The following is a 21,924-nucleotide window of genomic DNA, read 5'->3' on the forward strand; positions in this document are numbered from 1 at the left end:
GGGGAGTTAGCCGGGCGGCGTGCGGCTGGGCGCGCGGGCGGCGTGGTCGGTGCCTGTGGGGGTGGCGTTTCCGTATGGTGAGACGTAGTAGATCTGTCCGTCCCGCCGTTCGGTGTGGCCCCGGGCGCCGGTCGCGGCCTGCGAGTTGTGGTACTGGCACAACCAACCAAGGTTGGCGGGCGTGGTCTCGCCGCCGTGGCGGTGTTCGCTCATGTGGTGCGCCTGGCAGCGTGTGGCTGGTACGGTGCAGTCTTTCCAGGTGCACGTGGCGGCGTCGGCAAGCATGATCTCGCGGTGTTTCGCCGAGGCGAAGCGCGCGCTGTAGGCGTTGACGGGCCCGTCCATCGCGCCGATGAGGATGATGCTGCCGAGCTCTGCGAGTTGCATGCGCACGAATTCTTCCCCGGTGGTGATCACCCCGTTGGCGAAGTGGACCTCGACGTCGTCGCCGGTGCCGGCGATGATGCGTTGGTAGTCGCCGAGGTCCAGGTTGGCGGTAACGCGTACGAGGTAGTCGGCTTTGGGGCAGTCGTTTGCCAGCCAGCCGGTGATGTTGTTGTTCGCCGCGTCGTAAACACCTTGGATGGCTAGGGCGGGCCCGGTGATGCGCAGGGTGGCCATGCCGTCGCCGTGGTGGGTTACGCGGGCTTGTTCGGGGCGCGGGGGTGCGGGCTGGAGTTCGGTTTTCAGTTCGTTGGCAACGCGGGTGATGTGGGTCAGGTCGCCGGGTGTGTTGCAGAGGGTGTCGATGTAGGTCCAGCGGGCGGTGGTGTCGGTGATGGTGCGGGCGCGGCGGGCGATGTAGGCGAGGGTGTCCAGGCGGTGCTGGTTGGTTGCGGCGCCGGTGTGGGCGCGGCGTTGGTAGGCGGTGTGGGTGGTTGTGCCGCACAGTACGGTTGCGGCGGTGTGGAGTTGGCGGGCGCGGTCGCGTGGCAGGCCGAGTGCGGTGAGGTCCTCGAGGGTCATGCCAGCGGCCGCCGCGACAAGTTGCATGCCGCGGCGGTCGATGGATACGAGGTCTGCCAGTGCGTTCATGGCAGCCACGTTACCGGCTCTGAGCTGGGGAAACAATGGGTTGTGAGGATTCACCCATTTTCGGCCCGGGAGGGAACCGCGGGCCGGTTTGGTGCGTCTAAATAGGGTTGGGGGTTTGCGTGTTCGCCAGTGGCGAACACGGGATTGATTGGGGCTGTGGCGCGTTAGAGTAGGTGAAAACTCACGACAAGAAGGGGCACACCATGTTCGAGAGGTTTACGGACCGAGCACGGCGCGTGATCGTGCTGGCGCAGGAAGAAGCGCGCGAGCTCAACCACAATTACATGGGCACGGAGCACATCCTGCTCGGCCTGATTAAGGAAGGCGAGGGCGTCGCCGCGAAGGCGCTCGAGCAAATGGGCATCAATCTCGACGACGTGCGCCGCGAGGTCATCGAGATTATCGGACACGGCTCGCAGCCCGTCTCCGGGCACATCCCGTTTACGCCGCGCGCCAAGAAGGTACTCGAGCTGTCGCTGCGCGAGGGCCTCCAGATGGGCCACAAGTACATCGGCACCGAGTTCCTGCTGCTCGGCTTGATCCGCGAGGGCGATGGCGTCGCCGCGCAGGTCTTGACCAAGCTCGGGGCAGACTTGCCGACGGTGCGCCAAACCGTCATCCAGCTGCTCTCCGGCTACGAGGGCGACAACCAGAACCCCGAGATGCCGCAGGCGGGCCCCGGCCCGGTCGCATCCGGCCCCGGCCCGCGCGGCGGCAACCAGCAGGGCGAGCGCTCCAACTCGCTGGTGCTGGACCAGTTCGGCCGCAACCTCACCGCGGCCGCCAAGGAAGGCAAGCTGGACCCGGTCGTTGGCCGCGACAAGGAGATCGAGCGCATCATGCAGGTCCTCTCGCGCCGTACGAAGAACAACCCGGTGCTCATCGGTGAGCCCGGCGTTGGTAAGACGGCCGTCGTGGAGGGCCTGGCGCTGGACATCGCCAACGGCAAGGTCCCGGAGACGCTGAAGGACAAGCAGGTCTACTCGCTCGACCTCGGCTCGCTGGTGGCGGGTTCGCGCTACCGCGGTGACTTCGAGGAGCGCCTGAAGAAGGTGCTCAAAGAGATCAACCAGCGCGGCGACATCATCCTGTTCATCGACGAGATCCACACGCTCGTCGGCGCCGGTGCCGCCGAGGGCGCGATCGATGCGGCGTCGCTGCTCAAGCCGAAGCTGGCCCGCGGCGAGCTGCAGACCATCGGCGCGACCACGCTGGATGAGTACCGCAAGCACATCGAGAAGGATGCCGCGCTGGAGCGCCGCTTCCAGCCGGTGCAGGTGGACGAGCCGAGCCTCGAGGATACCGTGAAGATCCTCAAGGGTCTGCGCGACCGCTACGAGGCGCACCACCGCGTGTCCTACACCGACGACGCGCTCAAGGCCGCCGCGAACCTGTCGGACCGCTACATCAACGACCGCTTCCTGCCGGACAAAGCCGTCGACCTGCTCGACGAGGCCGGCGCCCGCATGCGCATCAAGCGCATGACCGCGCCCGAGGAGCTGCGCGAGGTGGACGACCGCATCGCGGAGGTCCGCAAGCAGAAGGAAGCGGCGATCGACGCCCAGGACTTTGAGAAGGCCGCCGGCCTGCGCGACACCGAGCGCAAGCTTGGCGAGGAGCGCGCGGAGAAGGAAAAGAAGTGGCGCTCCGACGACCTGGAGGACATCGCCGAGGTGGGCGAGGACCAGATCGCGGACGTGCTCGCGCACTGGACCGGCATCCCCGTGTTCAAGCTCACCGAGTCCGAGTCCTCGCGCCTGCTGCACATGGAGAACGAGCTGCACAAGCGCATCATCGGCCAGGACGAGGCGGTCAAGGCCGTCTCGCGCTCCATCCGCCGCACCCGCGCGGGCCTGAAGGACCCGAAGCGCCCGTCCGGTTCGTTCATCTTCGCCGGCCCGTCCGGTGTGGGTAAGACCGAGCTGTCGAAGGCGCTGGCCGAGTTTCTCTTCGGCGACGACGATTCGCTGATCCAGGTGGATATGGGCGAGTTCCACGACCGCTTCACCGCGTCGCGCCTGTTCGGTGCGCCTCCGGGATACGTCGGTTACGAGGAGGGCGGCCAGCTCACGGAGAAGGTGCGTCGCAAGCCGTTTAGCGTCGTGCTGTTCGACGAGATCGAGAAGGCGCACAAGGAGATCTACAACACGCTCCTGCAGGTGCTCGAGGAGGGCCACGTCACCGACGGCCAGGGCCGCGTCGTGGACTTCAAGAACACCGTGCTCATCTTCACGTCCAACCTGGGCACCGGCGACATCTCGAAGCCGGTCGGCCTCGGCTTCACCGGCAACACCGCCACCGACGCCGACGCGCAGTACGACCGCATGAAGCACAAGGTCAACGACGAGCTGAAGAAGCACTTCCGCCCCGAGTTCCTCAACCGCATCGACGAGATCGTGGTCTTCCGCCAGCTCTCGCAGGAGGAGATCGTGCAGATGGTCGACCTGCTCATCAGCCGCGTCGACCTCAACCTCGCTGCGCAGGACATGGGCATCGAGCTTACCGACGCCGCGAAGAACCTCCTGGCCAAGCGCGGTTTCGACCCCGTCCTGGGCGCCCGTCCGCTGCGCCGCACCATTCAGCGCGAGGTCGAGGACGTGCTGTCCGAGAAGATCCTGTTCGGCGAGATCGGCGCCGGCGAGATCATCACCGTCGACGTCGACGGCGACGTCGAAGGCGACGAGAAGAACGCGAAGTTCACCTTCACGCCGCGCCCGCGCCCGCTGCCGGCGGAGACCTTCGACGGCACCGAGACTGCCGAGACTGCCGAGGGCGAGCCCGCCGACGAGGTCCGCGAGATCGACCCGTCCCGCGAGCAGCCGGAGTCCGAGGCGTCGCGCTTCCCCGATGAGTCGGGCGAGCACGGCACTGACGGCACTGACGGCACCGAAGGAACCGACGGCAGCTCCGACGGCCGCGGCCCCGAGCCGGTCTAAGCCGGGCTAAGCCAGTCCGCGCAGGCTCGGCGCCAGCACGGAGCCGACGCCCGCAAGGACCGCGAGTACCGCCAAAATCGACGTCACCGCAACGCGGGTGGCGTCGATTTTTTTCGGCGGCATGTAGTCGGCGAGCCACGCCAGGGCGTCGCTGGCGTTGAGCACGATCGGGGCGGCGTGGCCCGCGACCGGAATGTTGGAGATGGGGTAGGAGCTCAATCGGGTGAGGGCGTCGGCGTCGTCGAAAGGCGCGAGCGAGCTGCCGGAGGACAGCGGCGCCGTCTTCGTGCCGGGGACCGACAGGAGGCGGTACTCCACGTCGGAGCCGAGCGCCTCGTAGTCGCGCGCCAGCTGCGTGGCTTGCGGCTCGGGCACGAGGTCGTCATCCGGGTTGGTCATCACCATGATCGGCGCGTTGACGGGGACGGTGCCGAGTTTGTTGTGGTTGAGAGTGCGGATGAAGCGCTCGTCGGTGAGCACGAGCTCGGTGAGGGTCTCGCCGCCCTCGAACAGGTCGCCGTGGGGGATCGGCGGGTCGGTGATGCAGGACTTCTCCAGCGCGGCGAACCAGCGGCGGCCCTCGTCGGTGAGGTGCTCCTCGAGCGCCTCGCGGAAGTCGGGGTAGGTCGACGCGTAGCTGATCGTGGAGTAGCCCACGACGGTTTCGAGCATCCCGGTGCTGCCCTGCTCCATCACGGCCAGCGGGTCGGCGGGTGGCGCGCCGGCGAAGGTGGCGCGCACGTCGAGCTCGGGCGCGTAGTCGGCGACAAGCTCGGCGGCCGCGGCGGAGGCGCCCCCGCCCTGGGAGTAGCCCCAAAACGCGATGGCTTCGTCGTCGTGGGCGGTGGCGCGGGCGGCGTCGATAAGCGCGTGGCCCTGCTCGATCCGGTTGAGGTACGTGTGGGTGCCGGGGGTGCCGAGGCCGATGTAGTCGGTGACTACGACGCGGTAGCCGGCGTCGATGAGCGTGCCCACGATGGGCGCCTCGTAGTTGATGCCGATCGAGCCGTCCTTGATGGACGAGAGCATCGCCTCGCCCGCCGACGGCGCGCAGTGGTCCGCCATGCCGCGCGTGCCGGGGGCGACGGCAATGAGGCCGCGCGCGTTGGGCGTGTCGTAAAGCGCGCCGGAGACTTCGACGGTCTCGCCGGCCTCGTTCTGGGTGGTGTAGCGGATGCGCTGGCCGTCGCTGGCCGGCACGTCGGCGGTGCTCAGGAGCGTTCCGGGCGGTTCGCTTATCGACGCCCCCGTCACCGGACTCCCCGCGCACACCAGCGCCACGGCCGCGGCCGGAACGATGAATGTAGTGGTCTTCACCAGGCTGATGCTAGGCCAACATGAGCAGGCTGGCAGCCATTAACCCCATTCCGCCCATCATCCAGTAGACGGACGTGTGGTGGTGGCCGGTCTGGATCGCGCTGGGCATCAGCTTGTCGATGCTAATAAACACCATGATCCCCGCCACGGCGGCGTACGACAGCCCCATCGTCTGCGGGCCCATGAACGGGGCGATGAGCGCGAAGCCGACGAGCGCGCCGAGCGGCTCCGCCAGGCCGGACAGGGTGGCCCAGCCGGCGGCGCGCCACCGATTGCCGGTCCCGCGCGACAGGGGCACGGCAACGGCGACGCCCTCCGGGATGTTGTGCAGCGCGATGGCGATGGCGATCGGGACGGCGAGAACGGGGTCGGTGTAGGCGGCCATGAAGGTGGCGAAGCCCTCGGGGAAGTTGTGCAGCGCGATGGCGATGGCGGTGAGCACGCCCGCGCGGCGCAGCGCGCCGGTCGCGCCCGACGTCTCCGGCTCGTGCGGGTTGATGTCGTCCGGGACGAGCCGGTCGATGACGGCGATGAGGGCCACGCCCGCGAAGAACGCCGCGATCGCGGTCCAGCCGCTGCGCAGCGAGTCCATCGCCTCCGGCAGCAGCTCCACGAGCGAGATGTAGACCATGACGCCTGCGGAGAACCCGAGCGAGCCCGCGAGGAAGCGGTCGCCGATGTTTCCTTTCAGCGCGACGATGACGCCGCCGAGGCCCGTGGACAGGCCGGCGAGCATCGAGATGGCGAAGGCGGTTGCGAACATGGCTCGAATATAGCGCTACCGCGGCAGGCGGAAGCGACCGTCCTCGTCCTGCACCGCGAGCCCGTCGTCGAGCAGCGAGAAGAGGGCGCGGTGGGTTTGTGCGGGGTGGTGCCACGTGGCGTCGATAAGCGATTGCTCCACGGGCTCGGTCGATTCGCGCAGCAGACGCATGATTTTGCCGCGCACCTGGCGGTCGGTGCCTGCGAACTTCTGCGAGCGCGGCTTCTCCGCGGCCGGCGGCTTCCCGGCGGCGAGCCACGCGCAATCGACGACGGGGCATTCGCCGCAGCGCGGGTCACGGGCGGTGCACACGAGCGCCCCGAGCTCCATGAGCGCGACCGATAGCTGCGGCCCGTGCGGGATCTCGGTGAGCTCGCGCTTCGACGGCTTCGCGGTCGCCTCGCCGCGCACCGCCCGCGCGTGCACGCGCCGCACGTTGGTGTCCACCACCGGCACGTCGCGCCCGTAGGCGAAGTTGGCCACGGCGCCCGCGGTGTAGTCGCCGATGCCGGGCAGCGCGAGCAGCGCGTCCACGTCCGCCGGCACGTCGCCGCCATGCTTATCGACGATCACCCGCGCGCACTCCAACAACCGCAGCGCCCGCCGCGGGTACCCCAGGTTGCCCCAGGCGCGCAGCACCTCGTCCGCCCCCGCCTGCGCGAAGGCGCGCGGGGTGGGCCAGCGCGCGATCCACTCCTGCCAGATCGGGGCGACGCGGTCGACCTGGGTCTGGTGGCTCATGACCTCGGAAAGCAGCACGCCCCAGGCGGTGGTGCCGGGGGCGCGCCACGGCAGGTCGCGCGCGTTGGCCTCGTACCAGGCGATTAAATGTTCATATTGCTTCGATTCATCCACGATGAGTGACAGAATAGGCACATGACTCAACAAACGACAGCCACCCCATCCACTCCGACAGACGTCTGGGCCGCGCTCAAGGAGGGCAACGAGCGCTTCGCCACCGACGAGACGCTGGCGCCGAACCGCGACACGGCCCGCCGCCAGTCGCTCACCGCGGGCCAGAACCCGGTCGCGGCCGTCATCGCCTGCTCCGACTCGCGCGTGCCGGTCGAGCTGCTGCTCGACGCCGGCTTCGGCGACGTCTTTGTCATCCGCAACGCAGGCGGCTGCATCGACTCCTCCGTCGCCGGCTCCGTCGACTTCGCGGTGCAGGACCTCGGCGTCTCGCTGGTCCTGTTCCTGTCGCACGAGCGTTGCGGCGCGGTCGGCGCCGCGATCCAGGGCGTGAACAGTGCGAAGCTGCCCACGGGCCTGACCCGCGTGTTCGTGGAGAAGATCGCTCCCTCCGTGCTGACGGCGCAGGCGGACGGCCCCGTGGATTCGTCGGAAATCGAGCGCACCCACGCCCGCGTCACCGCAACGCACCTCCTCGACCGGATCCCGTCGCTGCGCAAGGGCATTGACGACGGCACCGTGGGCCTGGTCGGCGCGCGCTACCGCCTGGAGGATGGCCGCGTCGAGACCGTGTACGAGAACTTCGGTGGCTAAGGTAAAGGCATGACTTACCAGCGTCCCACCGACCAGCGCCCGCCGAAGCGTCCGCTTCCGCCCGAGATTTACATGCGACGCCGCGTGGTCGTCCTCGTGGCGCTCCTGGTCCTCGTCGGGCTGATCGTGTGGGGCCTGTCCGCGGTGGCGCGCTCCGGCGGCGATGGCGCCGACACGGCGAGCAGCTCGGTCGAGGCGACCGCCAGCCCGAGCCCCAGCGAGGAGAAGCCGAAGGCGGAGCCGACCGAGACCGTCGTCGGTGAAGAATCCGGCACGAGCGCTGCCAGCTCTGCCAGCGAGACAGCGTCTTCCGAGCCGAGCGTCGCTGCCGCGCACGCGAACCCGGGCGAGTGCTCGCTGAAGGACCTCCAGATTACGGCGACGACGAACCAGCCGTCCTACCCGGCGGGCACGGAGCCGGTGCTGTACATGGAGGTGCGCAACCCCACCGACGTGGACTGCAACATCAACCTCGACGAGGCGAAGCTGCGCTTCGAGGTGTACGCGATGGGCACCAACGAGCGCGTCTGGGCGGACACGGACTGCTACGAACCCGTTGTCGGCGGGATGCAGACGTTCGCTCCGGGCGCGACCCGCGGGTTCGAGGCGCGCTGGTCCGCCACCGGGTCCGCGCCGGAGGCGTGCGAGAACCGCCAGCCGGTGCCGGCCGGGTCCTACTTCCTGCACGCCGTGATCGGCGATAACGCCTCCGACCCGGCGCCGTTTAACATCACTTAGCGGGGGAGACGGCAGCGATCGCCTCGCCGAGCGTGGACACCCGCGTGATGTCCATGCCGGGCGCGTCCGCGTCGCCGCCGGCGGGCACGATCGCGCGCTCGTAGCCCAGCCGCGCCGCCTCCTGCAGGCGCCGCTGCAGGCTGGGGACGCGGCGCAGCTCGCCGGCGAGCCCGACCTCGCCGATCACCACCGTCTTCGGTGGCAGGGGAGTCTCGTGCAGGCTCGACCAGGTGGCCAGCGCCACGGCCAGGTCGGTGGCGGTCTCGGTGATGCGCACCCCGCCGACGGTGGCCACGTAGGCGTCCTTGTCGTTCGTGCGCTGCCCGCAGCGCGCCTGCAGGACCGCGAGCACCATGGGCACCCGGTTGAAGTCCAGGCCGGTAACGACGCGCCGCGGGCTCTTGTTCACGGGGTCGACGGTCAGCGCTTGGACCTCGGCGAGCATGGGGCGCACGCCGTCCATCGCCACCGTCACCGCGGATCCGTCTGGCGTCTTCCCCCGGTGCGAGAGGAACAGGCCGGACGGGTCTGGCACCTCCCGGATGCCGTCGGCGGTCTGCTCGAAGCAGCCGACCTCATCGGTCGCCCCGAACCGGTTCTTGATGCCGCGCAGCATGCGCAGCGTGGAGTGCCGGTCGCCCTCAAAGTTCAGTACCACGTCCACCAGGTGCTCCAGCACGCGCGGGCCGGCGACGTTGCCGTCCTTGGTCACGTGCCCCACCAGCAGGACGGGCAGGTTGGTCCGCTTTGCCAGGCTGGTCAGCGCGGCCGTCACCGCGCGCGATTGCGCCACCCCGCCCGCGACGCCTTCGACGCCGCTGGCCTGCATGGTTTGCACGGAGTCGACGATGAGCAGCGACGGCTTCACCTGCTCGACGTGCCCGAACACTACGTCCAGGTTGGATTCCGCCGCCAGGTAGAGGCTGTCGTGCAGGGCCCCGGTGCGCTCGGCGCGCCCCCGCACCTGGCCGGCCGATTCCTCGGCGGTGACGTACAGCGTGTTGCGCCCCTGGGCGGCCCAGCGCGACGCGACCTCCAGCAGGAGCGTGGACTTGCCCACGCCCGGCTCGCCGGCCATGAGGACCACGGAGCCGGGGACGACGCCGCTGCCCAGCACCCGGTCGAGCTCGGTGATGCCGGAGGCGATGGTGTGGGTCGACGTGGCGTCGATAAGCGTGATGGGCTCCGCTGAAGACGTGGGCGTCAGCGCGGAGCTGGTGGCGACGGGTGTTTGTTCCTGCAGGGTCCCCCACGACCCGCACTCGGGGCAGCGCCCGAGCCACTTCGGTGCAGTGTATCCACACTCGGTGCAGGTGTGGACGCTGCGCGGTTTTTTAGCGATCTGCCTCGCGCTCCACCTGGCCGGACTCCAGCAGCGGCGCGGACACGGTCGCGTCCACGGTCACGGAGCCGCTGTCAAAGTCGAACTCGACCGGCACGGTGCCGCCGTACGCGAAGTCGTCGTTGGCCACGGTGGTGGGCACGTACTGGATGCACGCGTCCTCGGACTGCGGCACGTTGGCCAGGCTCTCGGCGGCGTCAGCGACGAGCACGCAGTTGTACCCGATCGGCTCCGCGCCCTGGACGTTCGCCGGCGTGCCGTTGACCTTCACGGACCGCAGGGTGTGGTCCTTCATCGCGGTGTCCTGGTTGGTGGCGGTGAACTTCACCGCGGCCTGGCCGTTTTCCTGCAGGATGACGGTGGCGTCCTGGACGGAAACCTCCCGGTTGTCGGTGAAGGCGGTAGCGCCGTCGACGGCGGCGACCTGGTCGGAGGTCTGGGTGATCTGACCGGCGGAGCAGCCGGACAGTGCCAATGCGGACGCGGCCACCAGAGCGGCAACCGGCTTCAGGGACTTCACGTGGGTGTCCTCCATCGTAATAGTGCGCGTAGATTTCTCCGCCTTACCTTAGTCCCAGCTGTCCTAGTTTTCCCAGTTTCCCGGGCTGCCCCAGGGGAGCTGGGGCATCCGGGGGTAAACTTTCGGATCCTTTCACGGGAGCTTGCTTGACTACGCTCCCCGCCCCCTCCGCGAAGCAAGGCACCCGAAAGCTACGGTGGTAGGGTTGGTCAACGATGTCTGAAGGAGCTGCCATGGAATTCAAGGTCGGAGAAGTCGTGGTCTACCCGCACCACGGCGCGGCGAAGATCGCCGATATTGAACAGCGCGAGATCGGCGGGGAGAAGCTGGATTACCTCGTGCTGCAAATCCTCCAATCCGACCTGGAGGTCCGCGTGCCCGTGAAGAACACCGAGCTGGTCGGTGTGCGCGACGTGGTCAATGAGGAGGGCCTGCAGAAGGTCTTCTCCGTCCTGCGCGAGGAGGACGTGGAAGAGGCCGGCAACTGGTCCCGCCGCTACAAGGCGAACCAGGAGCGCCTCGCCTCGGGCGACATTAATAAGGTGGCGGAGGTTGTGCGCGACCTTTGGCGCCGTGACCAGGGCAAGGGCTTGTCCGCGGGCGAAAAGCGCATGCTGGGCAAGGCACGCCACATCCTGGTCGGCGAGCTCGCGCTGGCTGAGCCGGTGGACGAGAAGAAGGTCGCGGAGCTGGAACAGGGCATCCAGAAGATCATCGACGAGCAGGTCAAGGCCGGCATCTCCTTCGCCCCGGAGCCGGAGGATGCCGAGGAGGACGACCTGGATTACGGGGACCTGTCCTTCGACGACGAGAAGTAGCGCCGTGTCGCGCCGGGTCGTCGCGGTCGTCGCAGCCGCGGGTCAGGGCACGCGCCTGGGGGCGGCCGTGCCGAAAGCGTACGTGCCGCTGCGCGGCCGCAGCCTGATCGAGCGCTCCGTCACCGCGCTGGAGACCGCCGAGATCGTCGACGCGATCTACGTTGTGGTCAGCCCGTCGATGGAGGACGTGGCCAGGCGCGCGCTGCGCGGCCACGAGGTGCGCTTTGTCCACGGCGGCGCAGAGCGCGCCGACTCCATCTTCGCGGCGCTGCGGGCCATTCCGCTTGACGACGCCTGCGTGCTCGTCCACGACGCCGCCCGCGCCCTCACCCCGCCGGGGATGATCGCGCGCGTGACCCGCCGCGTGCTGGATGGCGCGGACGCGGTCGTTCCGGTCCTCCCGGTCGCGGACACGATCAAGGAGGTCGACGCCGCCGGCGCCGTGGTCGCTACCCCGGACCGTTCGCGGCTGCGCGCCGTGCAGACGCCGCAGGGCTTTGACCTGCGCGTACTCCGCGCGGCCAACGAGGCCTACTTCGGCGGCACCCAGTCCTTTGTGGCTACTGACGACGCCTCGCTGATGGAATGGTTCGGCGCGGACGTCGTCACCGTGCAGGGCGACCCGATGGCGTTCAAGATCACCACCCCGATCGACTTGCGCCTGGCAACCAGCATCACCGACGAGGCCGAGCCCACCGTCTTTGAGATCCCGGGCGACTCGCCGTTGCCCCGGTAAGGTGGCGGGCATGACACACCAGATGACCAAGCTGCGCGTGGGCAACGCGTTCGACGCCCACCAGATCCAAGAGGGCAAGCCGTGTTGGATCGCGGGAATCCTGCACGAGGGGGTCGACGGCTGCGAAGGGCACTCCGACGGCGACGTGGTCGCGCACGCGATCGTGGACGCGGTGCTCTCGGCCGCGGGCCTGGGGGACTTGGGTTCCTTCGTGGGCGTGGGGCGCCCGGAGTACGACGGCGTGAAGGGCACCGAGCTGCTCAGGGAGTTGCGCGAGTTGCTGGGGTGGGAAGGGGTGAGCGTCGTTAATGCTTCTGCCCAGCTCATCGGGCAGAGCCCGAAGATGGGCCCGGTGCGCGAGCAGGCGGAGCAGGTCCTGAGCGAGGCGCTCGGCGCGCCCGTATCCGTGTCGGCGACGACGACGGACCACATGGGCTTTACCGGCGCGGGCCAGGGGAGGGCTGCGATTGCGACGGCGCTGGTTGAACTAAGCTAGCTGGCGTGACTCAACGCATCTTCGATACCAAAACCCGCACGCTGCAAGACTTCACGCCACTCCGCGAGGGGCACGTCTCGATCTACCTGTGTGGCGCGACTCCGCAGTCCGCGCCGCACATCGGGCACTTGCGCTCCGGTGTGGCCTTTGACATCGTGCGGCGCTGGTTTGCGGCGAAGGGCATGGACGTGGCGTTCGCGCGCAACGTCACCGATATTGATGACAAGATCCTGAACAAGGCCGCCGAACACGGCCGCCCCTGGTGGGAGTGGGTGTCCACCTACGAGCGCGAGTTCACCCGCGCCTACAACACGCTTGGCGTTTTGCCGCCGTCGGTGGAGCCGCGCGCCACGGGCCACGTGACGCAGATGGTGGAGTACATGCAGCGGCTCATTGACCGCGGCTTCGCCTACGCCTCCGACGGGTCCGTGTACTTCGACGTGGACGCCTGGGTCGCCGCCGACGGCTCCGATTACGGCTCGCTGTCCGGAAACCGGCCGGAGGACATGGCGCGCAGCGAGACGGGCGCCGGTAAGCGCGGCCCGCTCGATTTCGCGCTGTGGAAGGCGGCGAAGCCGGGCGAGCCGAGCTGGCCGACCCCGTGGGGCGACGGCCGCCCGGGCTGGCACCTGGAGTGCTCGGCGATGTCCACCTGGTACCTGGGCGAGCGCTTTGACATCCACGGCGGCGGGCTTGACCTGCAGTTCCCGCACCACGAGAACGAGCAGGCGCAGTCGCACGCCGCTGGCGACGGCTTCGCGCAGTTCTGGATGCACAACCACTGGGTGACCATGGCCGGCGAGAAGATGTCGAAGTCGCTGGGCAACGTGCTCTCCATCGACAACATGCTCGAGTCAGTCCGCCCGGTCGAGCTGCGCTACTACCTCGGCAGCGCGCACTACCGCAGCGTGCTCGAGTACTCGCCAGAGGCCCTGCAGGAAGCCGCGGCCGGGTACCGCCGCATCGAGGACTTCGTGCACCGCGCGGGCTCGCCCGAGCCGTCGGCCTGGACCGCCGCGTTCGAGCAGGCGCTTAACGACGATTTCTCCGTCCCCAAAGCACTCGCCGAAATCCACAACACGGTCCGGGCTGGCAACAGCGCGCTCGCTTCCGGCGACGCCGAGCAGGCGTCCGCGCTGGCGGCGCAGGTGCGCGCGATGGCCGCCGTGTTGGGCGTTGACCCGGTGGCGTGGGACAATGCTGGCGGAAACGCAGGCGGCGACACCGACCGGACGCTCGAGGCCCTGGACACGCTTGTGCAGGCGGAGCTTCAGCGTCGGACGGAGGCGCGCGCCGCGAAGAACTGGGCGGTTGCAGACGAGGTGCGCGACCGCCTCGCCGCCGCGGGCATCGAGGTCACCGACACCGCCGACGGCCCCACCTGGCAGATCAAGGAGTAGGAGACGAGATGGCAAAGCCGTACCAGCGTCCGGATAAGCAGAAGACGAGCAAGAAGGGCGCCACGAAGGGCTCGGGCGGCCAGCGCCGCCGCGGGCTGCGCGGCAAGGGCGCGACGCCGAAGGCGGAGGACCGCGTCTACCACGCGGCCCACAAGCGCAAGCAGGCGCAGCAGCGCCGCAACCAGGGGCGCCACGAGCGCGAGGTGGCGGACATGGTGGTGGGGCGCAACCCGGTCATCGAGTGCCTGCACGCCAAGGTGCCGGCCGAGGCGCTCTACGTGGCGCAGGGCACTGGCCACGACAACCGGCTGAGCGAGGCGGTGGCACTGTCGCAGTCGCGCGGGATCCCGGTCGCCGAGGTGCCGAAGCGCACCCTGGACGAGATGACCGGCAACGGTATGCACCAGGGCATCGGCCTGAAGATCCAGCCGTACAAGTACGCCGACGTCTTCGACCTGATGAGCCAGGTGCAGGGCAACGGCATGTTCGTGGTGCTGGACAACATCACGGACCCGCGCAACCTTGGCGCGGTGATCCGCTCCGTGGCGGCGTTCGGCGGCGACGGCGTGATCATCCCGGAGCGCCGCTCCGCCCAGGTCACGGGCGTGGCCTGGCGCACCTCCGCCGGCACCGCGGCGCGCCTGCCGGTGGCGAAGGCGACCAACCTCACCCGCACCATCAAGGAGTTCAAGGACAACGGCTACATGGTCGTCGGCCTGGACGCCGGCGGCGAGCACACGCTGGACACCTTCGACGGTGCCTGCGACCCGGTGGTCATCGTCGTCGGTTCCGAGGGCAAGGGGATCTCCCGCCTGGTGCGCGAGAACTGCGACGTGATCATGTCCATCCCCACCGCGGACTGGGTGGAATCGCTCAACGCCTCGGTCGCGGCGTCGGTAGTGCTCAGCGAGTTTGCTCGCCAGCGCCGCGCGGCGAAGTAGGGGCGCACTTTAACCTCCAGTTGACGTGAGGCCGTAAGAACACTAGCATTATGCCCAATCGTTCAGCCCGCCTTAAGAGTTATTCTTAAGTGTGGGCTGGATCTTTATCAACGTATTGGGGGAGCGTTGAGCGCCAGATCATTGAAGCCGGCTGCCACAGTGGAGCAGCAAATTGCCATCCTCAAAGCCAGAAACATGTTGGTGGACGAGGAACTTGCAAGTCAGTGGTTGCAGTTCGTTGGATACTACCGGTTGAGCGCGTATTGGTACCCTGCTCGCGAAATTGCTGGTGATGGGCAATCGCGCACTGACGATTTCTTGCCAGGTACCAAGTTTTCCGACGCAGTGCACCTCTATGAGGCTGATCGAAAATTGAGAACGCTCGTTCACGACGGGATGGAACGCATCGAAATCGCGGTGAGGGCTCTTGTTACAGACACAATATGTCTCGAACCCCTCAACGATCCTCGCGCTTATCTCGACGCTGATAGATTTCGCCCGTCGTTTCATCATGTTGCGTGGCTATCCACCATCTACAGGCGATTGAACCGCGAGTATGGCCGAAGTGAACCGCTCAAGCACTATTCCGAGAAATACGGGAAAAAGTTTCCTTTATGGGTTGTGGCGGAGTCGATGGACTTTCGAGACGTGTCACAACTGTTCAGTGGGCTCAAATCCGAGGAGCAGTTCAAAATCGCAGAACGAATGGGAATCGCAATCCAGTATGATCAACTGAGCCGCAATCAGCAGAGAAGTGTGTTGCGGCGTCATCCTTGGGCAAGCTGGTTAGAGCAGCTGACTGTCATAAGGAACACATGCGCCCATCACGGACGGCTATGGAACAAATCCTTTACGCCAGCGTCCACTACAGCCGTCCGGACTGATGCTGCATTCGCGGCACTGCCGCCGGGACAGAGCGAACGTATCTTTGGTGCTTTAGTGATGATGTCTCATGTCCTGCGAACAGTATGTCCAGGGACTACGTGGCCGGACAAGGTAGCAACACTTCTCGAGGACTCCTTCCTGGATAACCCCATGGTCAAGCGATTCAGCCTCGGGATACCCGAAGGATGGGACTGCGCAGATTTGTAAAAGCGCGACAAGTGCTAATTGCGAACCTGAATCCGCCGCGCCTGCACCGCTCCGATCCCTCGGCAGACCACGTAAATGCCAAAGGACACGAACGCGACGAGCACGCTGACCGGCAGGCCTGGCGCGAGCGAGAGGATGAAGCCGCCGACGGCGGACACCTCGGCGAACACGACCGAGAGCAGGACCGCTAGCTTCGGGTTCGCGGTGACCGCGATGGCGCTCGCGCCGGGCGTGATGAGCAGCGCCATGACGAGCAGGACGCCGACGATCTGCACGCTGTTCGCCGCGGCCAGCCCTACCAGGATGGCAAAGACGGTGGCCATGGTGCGCACGCGCACGCCGGTCGCGGCGGCCATAACCGGGTCGATCGAGGAGAACAGTAGCGGGCGCCACAACGCCACCACCGCAGCCACCACGATGACGGTGGTGATGGCCAGTGTCCAGACGCTCGTCTGCGCCACGCCAACCACCTGGCCGGTGAGCAGGGACATCGCGATGCTGGAGTTGCCTGGGTAGAGGTAGATGCACAGCACGGAGATGCCCATGCCAAAGCTCATGACCACGCCGACGGCGGAGTCGTTGCCGCCCTTGAAGCCGAGCAGCGCGAGCGCGATGGCGGCGGCGATGGAGCCGAGCACGGCCCCGAGCGACAGGTTGAGGCCGAGGACCAGGGCTGCGGCGGCGCCCATGAGCGCGAGCTCGGAGGTGGCGTGCACAGCAAACGACATCTGCCGCATCACGATCAAGGGGGCGAGCACCCCGGAGAGCACGCCGAGGAAGGCGCACGCCACCAGGGCGGTGATGACGAAGTCCTGCGAGAGCAGGTACGTGGTGGTGTCCCACATCAGATGATCACTGTCTTTCCTCCGGCGCGGACGACTTGGACGGGCGCGCCGTAGAGCTCGGAGAGGACGTCGGATTGGAGGACCTCGTCGGCGGTGCCGACAACGTGGCCGTTGGGGCCAATGTAGAGGACCTTGTCTACGACGTCGATGACCGGGTCGATGGAGTGCGTGACCATGGCGACTGCGGCGCCCGATTCCTGGAAGCGGCCGATGGTCTGGCGCTGGCGCGCCACGTCCAGGGACAGGAAGGGCTCATCGGCGAGGATGATCTCGGGGTCCTGTGCGAAGGCCTGGGCCTGGCGGACGAGTTGTTGTTGGCCGCCTGAGAGGCGGCCGACGTGGGCGTCGATAAGCGAGGGGGCGCCGACGTGGGCGAGCAACTGCTCGGGGTTGCCTCCGGCGAGCGAGACGAGGTCGCGCACGCGCGCCGGGAGGTGGGCGGGGAACATCTGCTGCTGCGGGATGTAGCCCACGCGACCGCCGAGTGTGATCGAGCCGGCGTCGAGGCGCTGCGTGCCGAGCGCGGCGCGCAGGAGCGTCGACTTGCCCGAGCCGTTCGGGCCGAGGATGGCGAGGAATTCGCCGGCGGCGAGGTCACACGTGATGTCGCGCCACAGCGGCGCGACGGTGGCGCTACGCAGCTGCAGCATTGAGCTGGTCAAGGACTTCCTGGAAGTAGTCGAAGAAGTTCTTGCCGTCCTGCGGGGTCTCGGTGATGTCCACGACCGGCACGCCGGCCTCCTTCGCCGCTGCGACGAGGCGCTCGGAGACGGCGTTGGGGGACTGGGAGTTGTTGATCAGGATGTCAGCGTCCTTGATCGCCTCGAGCGCCTCGGCCACGGCGGCCGCGGACGGCTCGGAGTGGTTGAGCGTGGCGTGGCGGTAGGACTCGGGGGTGTCGTCCACCAGCGCGGACTCCTCCACGATGGCGTCGGCGATCGGGTGGGTCTGGATGACGTGCGCCTCGGGCAGCGCGGCAAGCGACTCGTCGATGCCGGCCAGCTTGTCGTCGATCGGGTTGCCGCCGATCTGTTCCGCTACGCTGCGGATCGCCTCGGTGGAGTACCAGATGTGCTCGTTCTCCTCGCCGTGCTCGTGGTCGTGGCCCTCGTGCTCGTGGCCTTCCTCGCCGTGCTCGTGCTCGTGATCGTGGTCGTGCGCCTCGGTCGGCTCGAGCGCGGTGATGAGGTTGCCCTTCGCGGCGTTGTAAAGGGCCGCGTCGTAGGCGCCGCCGTTAGCCACGACGGTCTTGGCCTGCGCGATCTCCGCCAGGTCGGCGGCGGTCGGCTCGTAGTCGTGGGGGTCGGTCGACGGGTTGTCGATGATCGCCGGCACCTCGTCACCAGTCACGGCCGAGGCCACGTCGGCCCACACCTGGGTGGTGGCCACCATGGCGGCTGCGTCGGCCGCGGCTCCGTCGGTGGCGCCAGTGGTGGCGTCCCCGGAGCTTTCGGAGCCCTGCGTGCCGCAGGCGGTGAGGGTGAGTGTGAGCGCAAACGCGGTTGCGGCGAGTCGTTTCATCATGGCACCCATCCAACCAGTAATGAAAAAGCTTTTCAAAAAATTCCGTTCCGGGACCGCGCAAAAGGTGCAGGTAGCATATCGGTATGCCAGCGACGCTCGCCTCCATCGCCGCCGACCTCGGCGTCTCGCGCACCACCGTGTCCAACGCGTACAACCACCCCGACCAGCTCTCGCCAGCGCTGCGCCGCCGCATCCTCGCCCACGCCAAGGCGAAGGGATACGCCGGCCCCAACCCGCACGCGCGCTCGCTGCGCACCAGCCGCACCGCCACAATCGGGGTCGTGCTCACCGAGCAGCTCTCGTTCGCCTTTGAGGACCGGGCGTCGGTGGACTTCCTCGCGGGCGTCGCTAAGCGGAGCGATTACTCGCTCACCCTCATCCCGACCGGTGTGAGCGTGCACGATGCCATCGTTGACGGCTACATCATCTACTCGGTTCCGGCCCAGGCGCAGATGCTTATCGACGCCCACTCGCGCGACCTCCCCCTCATCATCTGCGATCAGCCCGTCGACGTCCCCGGCGTGCCGTATGTGGGCATCGACGACGCCGCCGCGATCGCCCCGGCCGCCGAGGACCTGGTGCGCACCGGGCACACGCGCGTGGGGATCCTGACCAAGCGCCTGTTCAGTGCGCCGAAGAACGGGCCGGTGACGCCGGAGGAACTGGAGGCGGCAGACCTGCACGTGCAGCGCGCCCGGGTGCGCGGGGCGCTGGACGTGTTCGCGGCGGCGGGGATCGCGGACGTGCCGGTGGTCGCGCGCGACCTCAACGACGTGGATTCCGCCGCCGATGGCGCGCGCGAGCTCCTCGAGGCCCACCCGGACCTCACTGCGATCCTGTGCACCACCGACTCGATGGCGCTCGGGGTGCTCGAGTACTGCCGCGGGCGGCGGCGCGTGCCGGAGGAGCTGTCTGTGACCGGCTTCGACGGCATCGGCGTGGACGGCCTGTCCACCGTCGCGCAGCCCACGCAGCGCAAGGGGGAGACGGCGGCGATGCTGCTGCGCGCCGCGATGAACGGTCGGCCGCAGCGCCAGGAGCGCATCATTCTGCCGACGCAGTACCTGCCCGGGCGGACCGTGCGCGAGCCAGCTCGCTGAGCACCTGCGCCATCGCGGGCACGTCGGCGACCCGGTGCGCGGCCGCGCTCGGTTGTTCGCCGACCTTGATCCCCACGTCGCGGCGGGGATCCAGGACGCGCAGCGCGGTCTCGTCCGTGGTGTCGTCGCCGGCAAAGAGCGTCGCGGCAAACTCGCGCTTGTGCTGGGAAAGCCAGGTGCCCTTGGTGATCTCCACCGCGGAGAACTCGACCACGTTATGTCCCGGCGTCACGGGGCGCCCGCCCGTGTCCAGGGCGCGCGCGGCGGCGAGCATACGCTCCGCGTCAGGGGTGCCCGCGATCGGCGCGACGTGCAGCACCCGCTGGTACGGCTTGACCTCCACGTACGCGGGGGCGGTGGCGATGCGCTCGAGCGCCGCCCCGATGCGGTCGAGGTAGGCGGCGTCGTCGCTGGAAAGCTCCGGGCCGGGCTCCGCGCCGTGGGACCCGGCGAGGACGACGTTGCCCGCAATCTCCGGCAGCACCCGGCGCAGGCCGTCGAGGTGCCGGCCGGAGAGGATGGCAACCTGCGTGCGCGGCAGCACGGCGAGAGTGCGGAGGGCGTCCACCGCGGCCGGGTGCGGGGCCACCGCGTAGGGGTCCGCGTTGAACTCGGCGAGCGTGCCGTCGAAGTCCAGGCAGACCAGCAGCGACTCCGCGTGCGCCGCCCGCTCGATGGCGGCCCTCACAGTGCCATCAGCCGGATGCTCGGCGGGTCCACCACAGGCTCACCCTCGGGGCCGTCACTCGTCGCGGTGAACACCATCTCGGAATCGGTGAGGTGATCCACGCGGAAGCGCGCGCCGGGCACGATGATGCTGGTCAGCTGCTCGTGGACGTGGCGCGCCCCGCCCTCGCAGTCGGCGGCGTCGCCCACCTCGACGCTGTCTACGGTGAACGCGTCGTCCTTCGCGTCGTCCTCCGTGGTGATGGCCGCGTCCAGGTCCGCGCACGCCGTGGTGCCGGTGAGGGAGGAATCGGTGAGGGTGAAGTTGGCCAGCCCCGCGGCGTCGGCAAGCAGCGCCCCGGGCTCCGCCGGATCGGTGTGCACGGCGACGACCTGCCAGGTCTGTTCGCCGCCGCACGCCGCCAGCGGGAGGGTGAGCGCGGCGGTCAGGCCGAGTGCGAGTAAGCGGTTCATAGCGCCTCCAGGAAGGATGCGGCCCAGGCGGCGACGTCGTGGGTGGTCACCCAGTCGTGCATCGCGCGCATCCGCTGCGGGTCGGGCTGGGCGGCGTCCTCCATCGCACGGACGATGGAGGACACGTCGAACGGGTTGCACAGGTACGCCTGGTGGAGCTCCACGGCGGCGCCGGCGAACTCGGACAGTACGAGCGCGCCGCTACCGTCCGGGTGGCAGGCCACGTACTCCTTGGCCACCAGGTTCATCCCGTCCTTGAACGGGGTGACCAGCATCATGTCGGCGGCGGCGTAGTACGCGCCGAGCTGGTCTTTGGGCACGCCGTGGTGCACGTAGTGGATCACCGGCCGGCCGATGCGGCCAAAGCGCCCGTTGATGCGCCCCACGGCCTCTTCCACCTCGCGGCGGGTGCGCCGGTAGTGGTCGATGCGCTCGCGCGACGGCGTGGCCAGCTGGATCAGGGTTGCCTCGCCGCCGCGCTCCAGGAATTGCTCGAACGCCAGGAGCCGCTGCAGGATCCCCTTGGTGTAGTCCATCCGGTCCACGCCGAGCATGAGCAGCGTCGGGTTTCCCACCAGCTCGCGGACGGGCGCGGGGTCGCCGGGGGCGACTATCGACGCATCAATACTGATCGGGAACGTCCCGGTGCGCACCGCGGTGGCGTCGATAAGCTCAAGGAGCCCCCGGAAGTTCGACTCGTCGGCGGCCCGCTGGAAGCCGATGAGGTCGCAGGCCGACAGCGAGCGCAGGATGGGCTCGCGCCACGGCAGCTGGCGGAACAGATCGGGGGAGGGGAACGGGATGTGGAGGAAGAACCCGATACGCAGGTCCGGGCGGTCCCGCTTGAGTAGGCCGGGGACGAGCTGCAGCTGGTAATCCTGCACCCACACGGTGGCGCCCTCGGCGGCGACAGCGGAGACCGCGGCCGCAAAGCGCTCGTTGACCGCTACGTAGCGGTCCCACCACTGCTCGTTGTACTGCGGCGCGACGATGAGGTCGTGGTAGAGCGGCCACAGGGTGGAGTTGGAAAACCCCTCGTAGAAGTCGGTGTAGTCCTGCGCGTCCAGCGCCACGGGGACCAGGTCGATGCCGTCGGCGTGGAACGGCTCGAGGAGGGTGTCCGTCTCGCCGGGCCAGCCGACCCAGCAGCCCGAGCGGGCGCGCAGCACCGGCGCGAGCGCGGCGACCAGGCCGCCCGGGGAGGCCTGCCAGGAGTCGCCCACCCGGTCCACGGGCAGGCGGTTGGCTACGACGACGAAGTCGTTCACCTAGGACTTCTTCGCTTTCTTTGTGGACTTCTTCTTCGACGCCTTCTTCTTGGTCGCCTTTTTCTTGGTGGCCTTCTTCTTCGACGCCTTCTTCTTCGAGGCTTTCTTCTTCGAGGCCTTCTTGGACGACTTCTTCTTCGTCGCCTTCTTGGCGGACTTGGAGTCTTCCTCTTCCTCCGGGTCGCCCAGGACCTCCTCGGCGTACTTCTTGTAGTTGAAGCCCTTCGGTTCCACGCCGAGCATGGACATCAGGGTTACTCCGTCGAAGAAATCTTCGGCGTACGTTGCCACGATTCGCCGGGCGCCGGAAGCGGTCTGCTCCTCCATCTCATTGATGGCCTCGGGAGAGGGGCGGGAGTCGGTGATCTTCGGTGGCACTACAGGTTCCTCCTTGTACGAAACGCAAA

The 21,924-nt window shown here is 68.1% G+C and carries 23 protein-coding genes; 10 read left to right on the top strand and 13 right to left on the bottom strand.

The features are described from left to right. Positions 1 to 6 precede the first annotated feature (6 nt). Positions 7 to 1,035 (bottom strand): HNH endonuclease signature motif containing protein, encoded by a 1,029-nt coding sequence (locus CKJ84_RS08935; RefSeq protein WP_095546708.1) that lies wholly within the window; start codon positions 1,033 to 1,035, stop codon positions 7 to 9. Positions 1,036 to 1,238: 203 nt separating this feature from the next. Between CKJ84_RS08935 and CKJ84_RS08940 the strand changes: the two genes are divergently transcribed. Then, entirely contained in the window at positions 1,239 to 3,971 is a 2,733-nt protein-coding gene (locus tag CKJ84_RS08940; RefSeq protein WP_095546709.1) for an ATP-dependent Clp protease ATP-binding subunit, read from the top strand. A 6-nt stretch (positions 3,972 to 3,977) separates the two neighbouring features. On the opposite strand, the gene CKJ84_RS08945 is transcribed toward CKJ84_RS08940, so the two are convergent. From CKJ84_RS08945 to CKJ84_RS08955, 3 genes are read right to left on the bottom strand one after another with little or no spacing between them, the layout of a single operon-like run. Beyond that, positions 3,978 to 5,288, bottom strand: coding sequence for a lipase family protein (locus CKJ84_RS08945; RefSeq protein ID WP_143340352.1), 1,311 nt, complete (start codon positions 5,286 to 5,288; stop codon positions 3,978 to 3,980). Between the two features lie 10 nt (positions 5,289 to 5,298). Further along, positions 5,299 to 6,051, bottom strand: a complete 753-nt coding sequence (gene zupT / locus CKJ84_RS08950) for a zinc transporter ZupT (protein WP_095546711.1) — start codon at positions 6,049 to 6,051, stop codon at positions 5,299 to 5,301. 15 nt (positions 6,052 to 6,066) lie between these two features. Then, complete coding sequence (locus CKJ84_RS08955; RefSeq protein ID WP_233125630.1) at positions 6,067 to 6,906, bottom strand: A/G-specific adenine glycosylase; 840 nt, start codon at positions 6,904 to 6,906, stop codon at positions 6,067 to 6,069. A 21-nt stretch (positions 6,907 to 6,927) separates the two neighbouring features. Between CKJ84_RS08955 and CKJ84_RS08960 the strand changes: the two genes are divergently transcribed. Both CKJ84_RS08960 and CKJ84_RS08965 read left to right on the top strand, forming a co-directional pair. Continuing rightward, positions 6,928 to 7,557 carry a carbonic anhydrase gene (locus CKJ84_RS08960; RefSeq protein ID WP_095546712.1) on the top strand — a complete coding sequence of 210 codons (630 nt, stop codon included), beginning with the start codon at positions 6,928 to 6,930 and terminating at the stop codon, positions 7,555 to 7,557. Between the two features lie 9 nt (positions 7,558 to 7,566). Continuing rightward, positions 7,567 to 8,295 carry a hypothetical protein gene (locus CKJ84_RS08965; RefSeq protein WP_095546713.1) on the top strand — a complete coding sequence of 243 codons (729 nt, stop codon included), beginning with the start codon at positions 7,567 to 7,569 and terminating at the stop codon, positions 8,293 to 8,295. Here CKJ84_RS08965 and radA read toward each other — a convergent pair. Together radA and CKJ84_RS08975 are read right to left on the bottom strand one after the other, a co-directional pair. Continuing rightward, on the bottom strand, positions 8,288 to 9,637 hold the full coding sequence (radA, locus tag CKJ84_RS08970) for a DNA repair protein RadA (RefSeq protein ID WP_095278727.1): 1,350 nt from the start codon (positions 9,635 to 9,637) through the stop codon (positions 8,288 to 8,290). The genes CKJ84_RS08965 and radA overlap by 8 nt on opposite strands. Further along, positions 9,630 to 10,172: a hypothetical protein gene (locus CKJ84_RS08975; protein WP_095536281.1), complete on the bottom strand. Its 543-nt coding sequence runs from the start codon at positions 10,170 to 10,172 to the stop codon at positions 9,630 to 9,632. The genes radA and CKJ84_RS08975 overlap by 8 nt, the downstream gene beginning before the upstream one ends. A gap of 218 nt (positions 10,173 to 10,390) precedes the next feature. On the opposite strand from CKJ84_RS08975, the gene CKJ84_RS08980 reads away from it, so the two are divergent. The 6 genes from CKJ84_RS08980 (at position 10,391) to CKJ84_RS09005 (ending at position 15,640) form a co-directional block, all read left to right on the top strand. Then, a complete protein-coding gene (locus tag CKJ84_RS08980; RefSeq protein WP_095278725.1) occupies positions 10,391 to 10,975 on the top strand; it encodes a CarD family transcriptional regulator in 585 nt (194 codons plus the stop codon). A gap of 4 nt (positions 10,976 to 10,979) precedes the next feature. After that, positions 10,980 to 11,711 (top strand): 2-C-methyl-D-erythritol 4-phosphate cytidylyltransferase, encoded by a 732-nt coding sequence (gene ispD, locus CKJ84_RS08985; protein ID WP_095546714.1) that lies wholly within the window; start codon positions 10,980 to 10,982, stop codon positions 11,709 to 11,711. A gap of 10 nt (positions 11,712 to 11,721) precedes the next feature. Further along, complete coding sequence (ispF, locus tag CKJ84_RS08990) at positions 11,722 to 12,207, top strand: 2-C-methyl-D-erythritol 2,4-cyclodiphosphate synthase (RefSeq protein WP_095546715.1); 486 nt, start codon at positions 11,722 to 11,724, stop codon at positions 12,205 to 12,207. Between the two features lie 5 nt (positions 12,208 to 12,212). After that, on the top strand, positions 12,213 to 13,607 hold the full coding sequence (gene cysS, locus CKJ84_RS08995) for a cysteine--tRNA ligase (RefSeq protein ID WP_095536278.1): 1,395 nt from the start codon (positions 12,213 to 12,215) through the stop codon (positions 13,605 to 13,607). Positions 13,608 to 13,615: 8 nt separating this feature from the next. Continuing rightward, on the top strand, positions 13,616 to 14,548 hold the full coding sequence (gene rlmB / locus CKJ84_RS09000; protein ID WP_095546716.1) for a 23S rRNA (guanosine(2251)-2'-O)-methyltransferase RlmB: 933 nt from the start codon (positions 13,616 to 13,618) through the stop codon (positions 14,546 to 14,548). 159 nt (positions 14,549 to 14,707) lie between these two features. Further along, positions 14,708 to 15,640 (top strand): Abi family protein, encoded by a 933-nt coding sequence (locus tag CKJ84_RS09005; RefSeq protein ID WP_233125632.1) that lies wholly within the window; start codon positions 14,708 to 14,710, stop codon positions 15,638 to 15,640. Positions 15,641 to 15,654: 14 nt separating this feature from the next. On the opposite strand, the gene CKJ84_RS09010 is transcribed toward CKJ84_RS09005, so the two are convergent. From CKJ84_RS09010 to CKJ84_RS09020, 3 genes are read right to left on the bottom strand one after another with little or no spacing between them, the layout of a single operon-like run. Next, entirely contained in the window at positions 15,655 to 16,485 is an 831-nt protein-coding gene (locus CKJ84_RS09010; protein ID WP_095546717.1) for a metal ABC transporter permease, read from the bottom strand. Further along, positions 16,485 to 17,135: a metal ABC transporter ATP-binding protein gene (locus CKJ84_RS09015; protein WP_095546718.1), complete on the bottom strand. Its 651-nt coding sequence runs from the start codon at positions 17,133 to 17,135 to the stop codon at positions 16,485 to 16,487. The genes CKJ84_RS09010 and CKJ84_RS09015 overlap by 1 nt, the downstream gene beginning before the upstream one ends. Further along, complete coding sequence (locus tag CKJ84_RS09020) at positions 17,119 to 18,009, bottom strand: metal ABC transporter solute-binding protein, Zn/Mn family (protein WP_233125635.1); 891 nt, start codon at positions 18,007 to 18,009, stop codon at positions 17,119 to 17,121. Before CKJ84_RS09020 ends, CKJ84_RS09015 begins: the two co-directional genes overlap by 17 nt. Before the next feature lie 83 nt (positions 18,010 to 18,092). Between CKJ84_RS09020 and CKJ84_RS09025 the strand changes: the two genes are divergently transcribed. Beyond that, entirely contained in the window at positions 18,093 to 19,109 is a 1,017-nt protein-coding gene (locus CKJ84_RS09025; protein ID WP_095546720.1) for a LacI family DNA-binding transcriptional regulator, read from the top strand. Here the strand turns inward: CKJ84_RS09025 and CKJ84_RS09030 are convergent. Genes CKJ84_RS09030 through CKJ84_RS12240 form a run of 4 tightly spaced genes read right to left on the bottom strand, consistent with a single transcriptional unit; the run spans position 19,054 to position 21,895 of the window. After that, the gene (locus CKJ84_RS09030) at positions 19,054 to 19,797 is read right to left on the bottom strand and encodes a trehalose-phosphatase (RefSeq protein ID WP_095546721.1); all 744 of its coding nucleotides are present in this window, start codon (positions 19,795 to 19,797) and stop codon (positions 19,054 to 19,056) included. The genes CKJ84_RS09025 and CKJ84_RS09030 overlap by 56 nt on opposite strands. After that, a complete protein-coding gene (locus CKJ84_RS09035) occupies positions 19,794 to 20,249 on the bottom strand; it encodes a hypothetical protein (RefSeq protein ID WP_095546722.1) in 456 nt (151 codons plus the stop codon). The genes CKJ84_RS09030 and CKJ84_RS09035 overlap by 4 nt, the downstream gene beginning before the upstream one ends. Next, positions 20,246 to 21,517 (bottom strand): trehalose-6-phosphate synthase, encoded by a 1,272-nt coding sequence (locus CKJ84_RS09040; RefSeq protein WP_095546723.1) that lies wholly within the window; start codon positions 21,515 to 21,517, stop codon positions 20,246 to 20,248. Before CKJ84_RS09040 ends, CKJ84_RS09035 begins: the two co-directional genes overlap by 4 nt. Then, entirely contained in the window at positions 21,518 to 21,895 is a 378-nt protein-coding gene (locus CKJ84_RS12240) for a hypothetical protein (protein ID WP_095546724.1), read from the bottom strand. It abuts the gene before it with no gap. Positions 21,896 to 21,924: the final 29 nt, after the last annotated feature.

The organism is Corynebacterium sp. NML 120412 (assembly GCF_002285155.1).
In the GTDB taxonomy this organism is placed as follows: Bacteria; Actinomycetota; Actinomycetes; order Mycobacteriales; family Mycobacteriaceae; genus Corynebacterium; species Corynebacterium gottingense.